Source organism: Pseudooceanicola sediminis, from assembly GCF_003575965.1.
Classification (GTDB): domain Bacteria; phylum Pseudomonadota; class Alphaproteobacteria; order Rhodobacterales; family Rhodobacteraceae; genus Pseudooceanicola; species Pseudooceanicola sediminis.
On record NZ_QWJJ01000008.1, the window covers coordinates 190445 to 203709 of the forward strand.

10 protein-coding genes are annotated in these 13265 nt (G+C 63.6%); 8 read left to right on the forward strand and 2 right to left on the reverse strand.

Annotated features, from left to right (window positions below; genetic code table 11):
- The first annotated feature begins 26 nt into the window (after nt 1-26).
- From DL237_RS11065 to DL237_RS11090, 6 genes are all read left to right on the forward strand, one after another.
- Complete coding sequence (locus DL237_RS11065; RefSeq protein ID WP_119399121.1) at nt 27-401, forward strand: MerR family transcriptional regulator; 375 nt, start codon at nt 27-29, stop codon at nt 399-401.
- 406 nt (nt 402-807) lie between these two features.
- Nucleotides 808-1215, forward strand: a complete 408-nt coding sequence (locus tag DL237_RS11070) for a MerR family transcriptional regulator (protein ID WP_119399122.1) — start codon at nt 808-810, stop codon at nt 1213-1215.
- Nucleotides 1216-1254: 39 nt separating this feature from the next.
- Nucleotides 1255-3033: an acyl-CoA dehydrogenase C-terminal domain-containing protein gene (locus DL237_RS11075; protein WP_119399123.1), complete on the forward strand. Its 1779-nt coding sequence runs from the start codon at nt 1255-1257 to the stop codon at nt 3031-3033.
- A 441-nt stretch (nt 3034-3474) separates the two neighbouring features.
- A complete protein-coding gene (locus tag DL237_RS11080) occupies nt 3475-4110 on the forward strand; it encodes a glutathione S-transferase family protein (protein WP_119399124.1) in 636 nt (211 codons plus the stop codon).
- A gap of 127 nt (nt 4111-4237) precedes the next feature.
- Nucleotides 4238-5449, forward strand: a complete 1212-nt coding sequence (locus DL237_RS11085) for an acetyl-CoA C-acetyltransferase (protein WP_119399125.1) — start codon at nt 4238-4240, stop codon at nt 5447-5449.
- A gap of 15 nt (nt 5450-5464) precedes the next feature.
- Entirely contained in the window at nt 5465-7654 is a 2190-nt protein-coding gene (locus DL237_RS11090; RefSeq protein WP_119399126.1) for a 3-hydroxyacyl-CoA dehydrogenase NAD-binding domain-containing protein, read from the forward strand.
- A gap of 172 nt (nt 7655-7826) precedes the next feature.
- Here the strand turns inward: DL237_RS11090 and DL237_RS11095 are convergent, their stop codons facing one another.
- Entirely contained in the window at nt 7827-8606 is a 780-nt protein-coding gene (locus DL237_RS11095) for a TetR/AcrR family transcriptional regulator (protein ID WP_119399127.1), read from the reverse strand.
- A 136-nt stretch (nt 8607-8742) separates the two neighbouring features.
- On the opposite strand from DL237_RS11095, the gene DL237_RS11100 reads away from it, so the two are divergent.
- Complete coding sequence (locus tag DL237_RS11100) at nt 8743-9951, forward strand: multidrug effflux MFS transporter (protein WP_158585621.1); 1209 nt, start codon at nt 8743-8745, stop codon at nt 9949-9951.
- Between the two features lie 359 nt (nt 9952-10310).
- On the opposite strand, the gene DL237_RS11105 is transcribed toward DL237_RS11100, so the two are convergent.
- Complete coding sequence (locus DL237_RS11105; protein WP_158585622.1) at nt 10311-11060, reverse strand: Hint domain-containing protein; 750 nt, start codon at nt 11058-11060, stop codon at nt 10311-10313.
- 1127 nt (nt 11061-12187) lie between these two features.
- On the opposite strand from DL237_RS11105, the gene DL237_RS11110 reads away from it, so the two are divergent.
- Nucleotides 12188-13231, forward strand: a complete 1044-nt coding sequence (locus DL237_RS11110) for a hypothetical protein (RefSeq protein WP_119399130.1) — start codon at nt 12188-12190, stop codon at nt 13229-13231.
- Nucleotides 13232-13265 lie beyond the last annotated feature (34 nt).

Here is a 13265-nt window from a genome sequence, read left to right on the forward strand (position 1 = left end):
TCCAGTCCCCTAAGTCAGCGGCAGCGATGTCCGAGAAAAAGCTCAGCTTCAAGGAAATGTGCGAAAAGTTCGAGGTCACCCCCCGGACCCTTCGCTACTACGAATATATCGAGCTGCTTCAGCCCGAACGTGACGGGCGTGCACGCTGGTATGGCCCGCGCGAAGTCGCCCGCATGACGCTGATCATGCGCGGTCGCCGCTTCGGCTTCTCGCTTGAGGAAATGCGCCAGTGGCTGGAAATGCGTGAACAGGCCGGCTCCGAGGCTCAGCTCAAGATATGGGTCGAGATGGCAGACCGCCAGATGGCCGAGCTGACCGAACAGCGCCGCCAGATCGACGAGGCGATGGACGAATTGCGCCAGTTGCGCGAAACCGCCGCCAGCGAACTCAGCCAGAGCTGATCCGCCAGGACCACCGCCCTCTTGCGCCACCGTGAACAGGTCGGCTTACGTGGCGTGTCGCGCCTACAGGCGTAATCACGCCGTCAGGCGCAGATATTGCACCTCCTGATTGTACCGGCCACCAATCTTTGAAATTGTGCCCGATACCGTCGCGTCACCGGGCGGCACGTCGCATGCGCCGGACGAATCGAACCGTGACGGCGGGGGCGCCCCCGCTCCGTTCACCGTGCCTGATGCACGACCATGGAGGTAACGAAATTGCGCCCGCCCCGGCGTCACCGATGCTTATCTTACGTCATCTTTAAAGTGACGTGACGTATCACTTACGTCAACCTGCGGCCCCTTGTATCCATTACTCGTGGCCTGCATTCCTGACCAGTCGATAAAAATTTCACATGGGTATGTTATGCCAGACACAGACGACCTTATGACGATCCGCGCGATGTGCGATGACTATGATGTCACTCCGCGCACGCTGCGGTTCTACGAAGCGAAGGAGTTGCTCTTTCCGATCCGCGAAGGCCAGAAACGCCTGTTCACACGCCGCGATCGTGCACGGCTGAAACTGATCCTGCGGGGCAAACGCTTCGGCTTTTCCCTGGAAGAGATCCGCCAGCTGCTCGACCTCTACGACATGGGCGACCAGCAGCAGACCCAGCTGGCCCGCACCTACGGCGTGGCAAAGGACCGCCTCCGCATGATGGAGGCGCAGCGTGCCGAACTCGACACGGCGATAACGGAATTGAAAGAGCAGATGGATTGGGTGGCCCGCATGATCGGCTCCATGAAGGGGGCGGCAAAGGCGGCTGAGTAAGCCGCAGGGCCCATTTGAAAGACCTCGGGAGGAGGAACGATGCCTAGCTACACCGGACCGGTAGACGACCTGCAATTCGTCATTCACGACGTGCTCAAGATTACCGAGCAGAACGTCCCGGCTTACGAGGAACTGGACCGTGATTTCACGGCCGCCATCCTCGGCGAAGCGGCAAAGATTTCCTCCGAGGTCATCGCCCCCCTCAACACCGTTGGCGACAAGGAAGGCGTCACGCTGGAAAACGGCGTCGTGCGCACCCCGACCGGGTTCAAGGCCGCCTTTGATCAGCTGCGCGACGGCGGCTGGACGGGCCTTGACTGCGATCCCGAATACGGCGGGCAAGGCATGCCCTACATTCTGACGGTGGCGACGGGCGAGATGTTCTCCGCCGCCAACCAGGCCTTCATGATGTACCCTGGCCTGACCCACGGCGCCTACTCCGCGATCCACGCTCACGGCACGGACGCGCAGAAACAGACCTTCCTGCCGAAAATGGTTTCCTGTGAATGGACCGGCACCATGAACCTGACCGAGCCGCAATGCGGCACCGATCTGGGCCTCATGCGCACCAAGGCCGAACCGCAGGAGGACGGCAGCTACCTGATCACCGGGCAAAAGATCTTCATCTCTGCCGGCGATCACGACATAGCCGACAATGTCATCCACCTCGTGCTGGCCAAGATCCCCGGCGGCCCCGAGGGCATCAAGGGCGTGTCCCTGTTCATCGTGCCGAAACTCATGGTGAACGAGGACGGCTCGCTCGGCGATCGCAACTCTCTCTCGGTCGGCAAGATCGAAGAAAAGATGGGTATCCACGGCAATGCCACCTGCGTGATGAACTACGATGGTGCGACCGGTTACCTGCTGGGCGAAGCGCACAAGGGCATGCGCGCCATGTTCACCATGATGAACGAAGCCCGCCTTGGCGTTGGTATGCAAGGCCTGTCCCAGGCCGTCGCCGCCTACCAGAACGCCGTGATCTACGCCAATGACCGCCTGCAGGGGCGCGACGTGACGGGCGCGAAAAACCCCGACGGCCCAGCGGACCCGATCATCGTGCACCCTGACGTGCGCCGCATGCTGATGGATCAGAAAAGCTTCATCGAGGGCGCCCGCGCCTTCGGTCTGTGGGGCGGCACCCTGATAGACAAGGCCCGCTCCATGGGCGACGAAGACGCCGAAGGCCTCGTCTCCCTGTTGACCCCGGTTCTGAAAGGCTTCCTCACAGACCAGGGCTACGACATGACGGTCCAGGCCCAGCAGGTCTACGGCGGCCATGGCTATATCGAGGAATGGGGCATGTCGCAGTTCACCCGCGACGCCCGCATCGCGATGATCTACGAGGGCGCGAATGGCGTGCAGGCGCTGGACCTGGTGGGACGCAAGCTCTCGGCCAAGGGCGGCAAACCGGCAATGACCCTGTTCGAGATCATCAAGACCTTCTGCAAGGAAAACGCCGAAGACGAAGAGATCGCGAAGGATTTCATCGAACCGCTCAAGGGTGCCTCGAAACAGCTCCAGGAAGCTGCCATGTACTTCATGCAGAGCGGCATGAAAAACCCGAACCACGCACTGGCAGGGTCCTACGATTTCATGCACCTCTTCGGGCATGTCTGCCTCGGCTACATGTGGGCACAGATGGCCATCGCCGCCAAGGCAAAGCTGGACGCCGGGACCGGCGATGCCGCGTTCTACAAAACCAAGATCGCAACGGGTCGCTACTACATGGCGCGTCGCCTGCCGGCGACGGCCATGCATCTGCAGCGCATTCTTTCAGGCGCCGATACCGTCATGGCACTTGACGCAGCCAGCTTCTGACGCCGCGCATTCAGCCTGGAAAGGGGGAGCGCGGAGCGATTTCTCGCCCCCCTCGATAGGATGAATTCGGAGCGGCAAAGGCTAGCGGCAAAGGCTAACGGCGGCAAGCGATGCAGGAAACCGAACAGCCCGCTCGATCACGATGCCTCTGGCAGGGGTATTTTTGGCCAGATGATAAAGAGCCGCTGTGCTTTCAGATTTCGCAAATTGACTTTGAAAGTGGCTCCGCCCCGTCCCGCTTCACCGGATTGGCTACCAGATATATCGAGGACGGGGCGTCACCTGGCACGCCCATCGGCTCCCCAGCCTGTAGCGCCTCACGATGGTGACGCGTGCTGGTTAAAAAAGCGTGACCAGTTCCCTGTCATCTGGCCATAAATACCCCACAGGGGTCCGGGGGTGTGAAACCCCCGGCTCTGACTGATCAACCGGGAGGACACCATGACGATCAAGCTCTACTGCTTCGGGGAAAGCGGCAACGCCTACAAGGCGGCCTTGCCGCTGGAACTGTCGGGCCTGGACTGGCAAGCGGTCAAGGTCGATTTCTTCGGCGGCGAAACACGCAGCCCGGACTATCAGGCCTTGAACATCATGGGCGAGGTCCCTGTGCTCGTGGACGGCGAGACGACCCTGACCCAGTCCGGCGTCATGCAGATGTACATCTCGGAGAAGTGTGGCAAGTTCGGGGGCGCGTCCGCGGCCGAGGCCCGGGATGTCATGCGCTGGGTGTTCTTTGACAATCACAAGATGTCATCCCAGGCAGGCATGCTGCGCTTTCAGATGAATTTCCTGCCCGAAAACAAGCGCAACGCGGATGTCATCGGCTTTATCTCAGCCCGCCTCAAAGCCGCCTTCAAGACGCTCGACGCGGGCCTTTCGGGGCGTGACTGGCTGGTCGGAGATGGGCCGACCAACGCAGATTTCTCGAACTGCGGGTACCTTTTCTACCCCGAGCCCTTCACCTTCGAGCGCGGCGACTGGCCGAATATCGACCGCTGGCTGAGCAACATCGAATCCCTGCCCGGGTGGAAGCATCCCTACGACCTGATGCCCGGCAACCCGTCCGAACGCAGCTGACGAAACGTCGCGGAACCGTCTGTTGCAACGCAACGTCGTGGTGGCTTTCCCCGCGCAGGCTGCCGACATTGAACGAAGACCGGGGGGCGGAGGGGCTCCCCACAGAACCAGGAGGACTTGGGACATCATGACCGAAGCCTATATCTACGATTCAGTCCGATCCCCGCGCGGCAAGGGCCGCAAGGATGGATCGCTTCATGAAGTCACGTCCGTCGCGCTCGGCAAGCAGATGCTGAACGCGATCCGCGAGCGCTCGGATCTCTCCGGGCACGCGGTCGAGGACGTCATCTGGGGCAATGCCACGCAGGCCATGGAACAGGGCGGTTGCCTCGCGCGCACCACTGTGCTGGCGTCTGATCTGGACGAGGCCATTCCGGGCCTGTCGATCAACCGCTTCTGCGCCAGCGGCATGGAGGCCGTGAACCTGGCCGCGAACCAGATCAAGGGCGGCGCAGGCATGGCCTATATCGCGGGTGGCGTGGAATGCATGTCGCGCGTGCCCATGGGCAGCGACGGCGCCGCCGTTGCCGTCGATCCGACCGTGGCGATGGACAGCTACTTCGTGCCCCAGGGCATCTCTGCCGATATCATCGCCACCGAATACGGCTTTTCGCGCGATGACGTGGATGCCTTTGCCGTGGAATCCCAGAACCGGGCCGCAGCGGCGTGGGCCGACAACCGGTTCGCGAAATCCATCATCACCATCCGCGACGTGAACGGCCTGCCCATCCTGGATACCGATGAATACATGCGCCCTGGCACCGACATGCAGGCCCTCGGCGGCCTCAAGGCCAGTTTCAAGGACATGGGCGAGGTCATGCCCGGTTTCGACAAGGTCGCGATGCTGAAGTACCCGCACCTGGCGGCGATCAACCACGTGCATCACGCTGGCAACTCCTCCGGTATCGTTGACGGGTCCGCGGCGATCCTGATCGGGAGCAAGGAATTCGGCGAGGCGCATGGCCTGAAACCGCGTGCCCGCATCCGCGCCACGGCCAAGATCGGCACCGATCCGACGATCATGCTGACCGGCCCCGTGCCCGCCACGCAAAAGATCCTCAAGGATGCAGGCATGACGATCAATGACATCGACCTGTTCGAAGTGAACGAGGCGTTTTCCGCCGTCGTGCTGCGCTTCATGCAGGCCTTCGATGTCGATCATGCCAAGCTGAACGTCAACGGCGGCGCGATCGCCATGGGCCACCCCCTCGGGGCGTCCGGCGCGATCATCATCGGCACCCTGCTGGACGAGATGGAGCGGACCGGCAAGGGCACTGGCCTTGCCACGCTCTGCGTCGCGTCGGGCATGGGCGCGGCCACGATCATCGAGCTGGTGTAAGGGGAGGATCATCACATGACCGATTTCACGATGGAAAAGGGCGCCGATGGCGTCGCAGTGATCACCTGGGACCTGCCCGGCAAGAGCATGAACGTGCTGACGATGGCGGGGGCCAGGGAACTGGACGCCGCCATCACCGATGCGCTGGACGACGATACCGTCAAGGGCATCGTCATCACCTCGGGCAAGGACAGCTTTGCGGCGGGCATGGACCTGAACGTCCTTGCGGGTTTCAAGGAAGAAGGGGCCGAGGGCGTCTTCAACGGTGTCATGTCGCTGCACCACATGCTGCGCAAGATCGAACGCGCCGGCATGGATGCCAAGACCAACAAGGGCGGCAAGCCGATTGCCACCGCCCTGACCGGCACCGCGCTCGGGATCGGGTTGGAACTGCCGCTGTCGACGCATCGGATCTTTGCACCCGACGCGCCCAAGGCCAAGATCGGCTTGCCGGAAATCCAGGTCGGGATCTTTCCCGGCTCGGGTGGCACGACGCGGCTGGTGCGCAAGCTGGGCGTGATGACCGCCTCGCCCTTCCTGCTGCAAGCCAAGCTGAGCGATCCGAAAGCGGCCCAGAAAGCCGGGATCATCGACGAAGTGGTCGACGATCCGCTGGCGGCGGCCAAAGCCTGGGTTCTGAGCGCGACCGACGCCGATATCCTCAAGCCCTGGGATGCCAAGGGTTACAAGGTCCCCGGTGGCGCGCCCTATCACCCGGCGGGTTTCCAGACCTTCGTCGGGGCCAACGCGATGATCATGGCAAATACCTGGGGCGCCTACCCGGCCCCGCGCGCCATGCTGAGCGCGGTCTATGAGGGGCTGATGGTGCCCTTTGATACCGCGCTGAAGATCGAGGCGCGCTGGTTTACGTCGGTGATCATGAACCCGTCCTCCGGCAACATGATCCGGTCGCTGTTCCTGAACAAGGAAGCGCTGGAAAAGGGTGCGAACCGTCCCGAAGCCCCCGATCAGCGCGTCAGAAAGCTCGGCGTGCTGGGCGCGGGCATGATGGGGGCCGGCATTGCGCTGGTCTCGGCCCAGGCCGGTATCGAAGTGGTGCTGATCGACCAGAAGCAGGAGGCCGCCGACAAGGGCCGCGCCTATACCGAGGCCTATCTGGACAAGGGGATCGCCCGCAAGAAGACCACGCCGGAGAAGAAGGCCGAGGTGCTGGGCCGCATCACCGCGACGACCGACTACAACGCCCTCTCGGACGCCGATCTGATCATCGAGGCGGTGTTCGAGGACCCGGGAATCAAGGCCGAGGTCACGAAGGCAGTTGAGGCGGTCATTCCCGAGACCTGCATCTTTGCCTCCAACACCTCGACCCTGCCGATCACGGACCTGGCCAAGGCGTCGTCGCGGCCAGAGCAGTTCATCGGCATCCACTTCTTCTCGCCGGTCGAGAAGATGCTGCTGGTCGAGATCATCAAGGGCAAGGAGACCGGCGATATCGCCGTCGCCAAGGCGCTGGATTACGTGCGCCAGATCCGCAAGACCCCCATCGTCGTCAATGACGAGCGGTTCTTTTATGCCAACCGCTGCATCATTCCCTACCTGAACGAAGGTGCGCGGATGGTCAGTGAAGGTGTGTCGCCCACGCTGGTGGAAAACGCCGCCAGGATGCTGGGGATGCCGGTCGGCCCGCTGCAACTGATCGACGAGACTTCGATCGATCTGGCCGTGAAGATCGCCAAGGCGACCAAGGCCGCCATGGGTGACGCCTACCCTGCCGACGCCAAGGGCACCGACGACCTGATGTTCTGGCTGTTCGACGAGGGGCGTCTGGGGCGCAAGGCAAACGCGGGGTTTTACGACTACGACGAAAAGGGCAAGCGCACCGGGATCTGGTCGGGGCTGGCAGAGAAATATCCCCTTGCCGAAGAGCAACCCGACCTGATCGACGTGCAGCACCGCCTGATGTTCGCGCAGGTGCTGGAGGCCGTGCGCGCGTTGCAGGACGGTGTGCTGGAGGATATCCGCGAAGGCGATGTCGGCGCCATCCTCGGCTGGGGCTTTGCGCCCTGGTCCGGCGGGCCGTTCAGCTGGCTGGACATGATCGGCGCGGCCTATGCGGCCGAGCGCTGTGACGACCTGGCCGAAACCCATGGCAAGCGCTTTGCCTGCCCGGATCTGTTGCGCGAGATGGCCGACAAGAACCAGAGTTTCTACAAGCGATTCGGCCCGGACGCCAAAGCGGCCTGATCTGACGCTCAGGACAGGACTGAAACCGCCCGGTGGAGACGCCGGGCGGTTTTTCATACGATGTCGGAGGGGGCGCTGCCCCCGCCTGCGGCCCCCCGGGGGTATTTCCGGCCAGATGATGGAGAGCCGGATGCGGGGGTGCACGCATGACGGAGAGCCGGTCGCCCCCGGGTCAGCGTGGCGGCAGGCCGAGGGCAGGAGCGAAGATCTCGATCACCTGGGAGACGCGGGCGGAGAGCTCTTCTTCGTCCTGCTCGGGTGTCGGGTGAATCGACATTGCCGCGACCTGGCGAAAGCCGATGATCGCGCCGATCATCAGGCGTGACAGGTCCACCGGCTGCTCTGCCGTGATGGCTCCGTCGCTGCGCAGGCGCTGAAAGCGTTCCATGCTCTGGGCGACCATTGCCGCGACTTCGAGGCGATGAAAGCTCTCTGACAGTTCGGGGTGCTGGTGGGAATCGGCGATCACCAGACGGGTCAGGGTCAATCGCCGCGGCGACAGGATATAGCGCACCATGGAAAACAGCGAGCGGTGCAATTCCTCGCGCGGGTCGTCGCCCGGGCGATAGGCATAGGCCGACAGCGGGGTCATGTGGTCCTGTTCGCCCAGCAGGGCCTCGAACGCCGCACGCTTGTCGGGAAAGATCCGGTAGAGGGTGCGTTTCGACATTCCCGCCTCGGCCGCGATCTTTTCCATCGTGGCGCGCGCGAAACCGTCGCGTCGGAATACCTGCCCCGCCGCATGCACCAGCGCCCTGCGCCGGGCCTCGGGGCTGAGGGCGAGCGGGCGGCCGGTGCGGACCTCGCGCGGGCCGGGTGCGCAGCAGGGTGCGGGGCTGCGCAGGTCGAGCCCTGGCGCGCCGGTGCCGGGGAGAGGGGCCGTGCCGCCGCCCTGACCATTGCCCGCACCAGGGGTATCCTTTTCTGCGTCCGGCCCGGTCATCTGCTGCATCCCTGTTCTTGCATGGCGGCTTGTCGCGCTGCGACGCAGAATAATCTTGACTATAGGAAACGCAAGTGTTTCTTAAGTCACAACACATGCGTTCATCATGCAATGGACGCTGTCACGTTTTTTTCAGGAGCACTTCATGGATCGTGAAACACGCATCCTTGCAATCTGCCTTGGCGCCATTGCCGCGCTCGGGCCCTTCGCGATGGATATGTACCTTGCCGCCATGCCCAAGATGGCCGCCGACCTGGGCGCCGCCGAAGGCGAGATCGAATTGTCGGTCATGGCCTTCTTCATCGGCTTTTGCGGCGGGCAGCTGGTGCTGGGGCCCCTGTCGGACCGCACGGGGCGCAAACCCGTGGTCTATTTCGGGCTTGCCATGTTCTTCCTCTCCTCCATCGGCTGCATCTTTGCCGGGTCGGTACACCAACTGATGCTGTGGCGCCTGATGCAGGGTATCGGCGGCTCCATCGGCATGGTCATCGCCATGTCCTCGGTGCGCGACAAGTTCAGCGGCCACATGGCGGCGCGGATGATGTCGATGGTGGTGATCGTGCTGGGGCTGGCCCCGGTGGTGTCGCCCATCATCGGTGGCACACTGCTGACCTTCGGGCCGTGGCAGTGGATCTTCTATGCCCTCGCCCTTCTGTCGGCGCTGGTGTTTTTCATCGTCTGGCGTTTCATGCCCGAGCCACGCTCGCCCGAGGCCCGCGCCCAGAGCAATCCGCGCCACGCCCTGCGCAACTACGGCCGCCTGCTGGTGAACCGGGAGTTCATTCCCTATGCCGGGGGCATGGCCCTGACACAGGGCGGCTTCTTCGCCTATCTATCCTCGGCCTCGGTGGTGCTGATCGGCTATTATGGCCTGACCCCGCTGGAGTTTTCGGCAGCCTTTGCCGTCAACGCCCTTGGTCTGACGTTGACGGCGCGTTTCGCCCACAAGCTGATCGCCCGCTACGGCGCGGTGGTGCTGGCCCGTCGCGCCATGACCTTTCGCGCCGCGGTCACGGTTCTGATGACGCTGCTGCTGGTGCTGGGCGGGTTGACGCTGCCCGCGTTCCTGGTGCTGTGCTTCTTCTTCGTCGGCAGCCTGGGCCTGGTGATGCCGACCTGTTCGCTGCTGGCGCTGGACCGCCAAGGCAAGCTGGCGGGCACCGCCTCGGCCCTGATGGGGGCCTGCGGATTCGGCTGTGGCGCCCTGGGGGCGCTGGCAGTGGGGCTGCTGACGGATGGCACCGCGATGGCGCTGGTGATCGTGATCACCGCGGCCACCGTCGGGGCGCTGGTGCTGGCGCTGACCACGTTTTCCGACGAAGCCGGCGTTCAGCCCCTGCCCGCCTCGTCCTGAGACAAGCGCGAACAGAGCTTCAACCGGGCCGGGGCGCGACCAGCACTCCGGCCCTTTTGCCGAGACCTGCCCGTTGGAGCCTGCCCTCGCGCACATGGCATCCTGCGTCCGGTGCGTTAACCAGTCGGAAAATGCAGGTTCGCGCACCGCTCGGAAACCGGCAAGATACCGTCAGGATACCGACGTCGTGATTTCGTGCTTGGGGCCTTGTTTACCAGTTGAATCCGCCCGCCGGGGATAGCGAGCCGGGACACCCCGAACCGACGCGGCGCACGGCGCATTAACCCATCTCGCGTCGGAAACTCTCAGAAACCGATCAAGGCGTCCTGTGCCGGGCAATGGCGCTGACCGCCGCCGGATCAGCAGATCGGGCTGGAACCGCGCGGTTGCACCCGGCCGGTCTGTTGGCGGCGGCGGGCAACCAGACCAGCCCATTTGACATCCAGTTCCCACAGGATTTCGGCGATCAGATCGCCAGCGGTCTCTTGGCAGAGGACCGTATAAGGACCAGGCGACCGGGTCGGCGGCGCGAACCTTCGGTTCAGCACGTCGCCCCCCGCCGGGCAGATGCACAATGCGCCGGTGCTTGCGAACACCAGTTCATCTTCATCGAAAGCAAGGACATAGGAGGCCCGTTCACCCGCCATCGGACGGCGTGAGGTGGCACTCAGCCCCCCAAGGGTTTCTGCGCGCAACAGCACCAGCGGATCGCCCAATGCCTTTTCCGCAACGTCGCTTTCGATCAGCACCCCCTGACGGGGCAGCAATGTCAGGTCTTCGCGGTTGCCTATTGCGCCGCCGGGCACATGAAGCGCCATGATCCTGGTGGTCGCATCGTCCCTGCTGTCGTCCAGTGCGATGCAGGTAATGCCCCGCAACGGTTGCAGGCCGTTGTCCAGCGTCAGAACCACACCACCGACGCGCAGTTTCTCGATCTTTTGCCATCCCACGGCCGTCGCCACGCGGGTGCCGGCCAACATGCCGGACATGGCGCTTTCGCGGTCGCGGAACCGGATTTCGTTTTCATACGCGGAGAGCGGCGTCTTCGCGCCGTCCCTGGCCTCGGCCTCACGACGTTGCAGCGCCTTGCGCAAGCTGATGTCAAACATCTTCGTCAGTCCAGTCTGGCGCGCCCACAGGGGTCGCATCGCGGGAAAACCTAGATCACACCCCCCAACAAAGACCGTCTGAACACCCAGCCAGCCGACCGCGGCACAGGGCAGGAAACACCCTGTTAAGCAGTTGATCAGATTTTCGCATTATCAATTGCGCCTGTCGAGGGACAGACACCGGACAGGAGGGTATTGAGAGCAGGTAGCGTCGAATAATCGCGATTACAGGCGAGGAAACGCCTAAACGCGCCAAGCCGGCCATGTCGAACGGATCGCAGAGGGACGGAAAATCGACAAGAACAGGGCTGAACCGCATCACGCGACATCGCTTGTGACGCGGCAAAGCGTCGGTCGACGTCATTTCAGTGCAACTCGGTCAGCGCCCCATTGCGCATCCTTTTGCACATCGAATCGCCTTCAGTCGATACACCGTGCGCTCGCGCTCAAAGCATCGCGCACCCTCAGGCGCTTTCGTGGTCCCCTCATGCACGATGGTCGTCCTGCGACATGCCACAGCAGCCCTGTCCGAAGAGGTCGTATCGCGCAGAATTTCCTTTGGCACCGATCTCTCACCCCCTAGGGTGTGCAACCTGCGCCATACCGAGGTGACCTTTCCAAACAGCTACCCGTCGGCCGACGACATCGCGAACAGCCATGATCCAGCTTCGGCGCTACATCTGGCGGGCCACTTCGCCCCCCCCACCAGGGCCGGCGGCAGCCAGTGCCTGCTTTGCCGGCACCCTGCCCAACCTCAGCGGACGCGCGTTCGCACACGCCAACGCAGCCGCGCCGCCGGGCGCAGCTTGCGGTGCGGATAACCCCATCGCAGCATCACGGCGCCACATACCAGCCCCGACACGCCAATCGTCAAAACCTGTTCCAAGAGCCGTCTCCTTGCAAATTGCACCCGTCACGCCCGACCACACCCCGCGCCCGAGCCACGCCTGCCTCGGCCTGATCTGCCAGAGCGCGCATTAACGCCGAGTAAACGGGACTTGCCTTCTCCGTCTTTGCGCGCGCGATTGCGGCCCCGACAAACCCCGTGCTATTCTTCTGGGCAATCAGAAGGCTGGTAGATGTCCCTGACAGAGCCCCCGCAGAACGATCCGGAAGAGCAGACCTGAATGACAGCCTTGGAGAAGTATCAGCGGTTGGAGGCCGCCGCCCTGTGGCGCGAGGCCCCGGATGCGCAGCGCCGGGACGTCATCGTTTCGATCGGCGAGGCGACGCTGATGATCGCAGACCTTCAGGATCGTCCGCTGACACATTGGTCGATTGCGGCCCTCGCCCGGGCCAATCCCGGCGAGATGCCCGCCCTCTACCACCCGGATGGCGATCCCGGCGAAACCTTGGAACTGGGCGCTGACGAAGCCGAGATGATCGAAGCGCTGGAAAAGCTGCGCAGTACGATCGAACGCCGGCGCCCGCGCAAGGGCCGCCTGCGGCTGTGGATGGTGCTGGTATTTGTCGCGGTGATCGCGGGGTTCGGCTATCTCTGGCTGCCCGGCGCGCTGGAACGTCAGGCCCTTGCCGTGCTGCCCCAGGTCAAGAGGGACGAGATCGGCGCCAAGCTGTTCAGCAAGGTTCAGACGCTGACCGGCGCCCCCTGCGGCGCGGCTGGCGGTGACATTGCCTTGCAACGGCTGGCAGAACGCCTGCGCGGGTCCAACGGAGCCCTGCCGCAACTGTTCGTCGTGCGCAGCGGCGTGCCGGAAACCGCGCATCTGCCCGGCGGTATCGTGCTGCTGAACCGTGCCATGGTCGAGGATTTCGAAGACCCCGAGGTCACCGCCGGTTACATCGTGGCAGAACGCCTGCGCGCTGCTGCCCGCGATCCGATTGCCCGGCTGCTGGACGAGGCGGGCACGGCCGCCGTCCTGCGCCTGCTGACCACGGGCGAGATTTCGGACGACATCCTGCGCGCCCACGCCCGGACATTGATCAACGCCGCCCCGGCAAAGCTGTCAGACGATACACTGATCAGCGGCTTCACCGCGGCAGGGATCCAGACCCGTCCCTATGCTGCGGCGCATGGCCTCGGCGTGCAGAGCACGCGCGCGACCGACATGCTGAAACTGATAGAGGCAGACCCCTTTCCCAACGGGGCCCCGGCCCCCGTCCTGCGCGATTCAGACTGGCTGCGCCTTCAGGGTATCTGCGGCAACTAGCACCGACAAACCACTGTCCTGAAAAGGAAAACGG

Coding starts and splice junctions, on each gene's coding strand:
- DL237_RS11110 (WP_119399130.1), top strand. CDS start 12,188: ATGACAGCCTTGGAGAAGTATCAGCGGTTGGAGGCCGCCGCCCTGTGG.
- DL237_RS11105 (WP_158585622.1), bottom strand. CDS start 11,060: ATGTTTGACATCAGCTTGCGCAAGGCGCTGCAACGTCGTGAGGCCGAG.
- DL237_RS11070 (WP_119399122.1), top strand. CDS start 808: ATGCCAGACACAGACGACCTTATGACGATCCGCGCGATGTGCGATGAC.
- DL237_RS11075 (WP_119399123.1), top strand. CDS start 1,255: ATGCCTAGCTACACCGGACCGGTAGACGACCTGCAATTCGTCATTCAC.
- DL237_RS11095 (WP_119399127.1), bottom strand. CDS start 8,606: ATGCAGCAGATGACCGGGCCGGACGCAGAAAAGGATACCCCTGGTGCG.
- DL237_RS11090 (WP_119399126.1), top strand. CDS start 5,465: ATGACCGATTTCACGATGGAAAAGGGCGCCGATGGCGTCGCAGTGATC.
- DL237_RS11085 (WP_119399125.1), top strand. CDS start 4,238: ATGACCGAAGCCTATATCTACGATTCAGTCCGATCCCCGCGCGGCAAG.
- DL237_RS11080 (WP_119399124.1), top strand. CDS start 3,475: ATGACGATCAAGCTCTACTGCTTCGGGGAAAGCGGCAACGCCTACAAG.
- DL237_RS11100 (WP_158585621.1), top strand. CDS start 8,743: ATGGATCGTGAAACACGCATCCTTGCAATCTGCCTTGGCGCCATTGCC.
- DL237_RS11065 (WP_119399121.1), top strand. CDS start 27: ATGTCCGAGAAAAAGCTCAGCTTCAAGGAAATGTGCGAAAAGTTCGAG.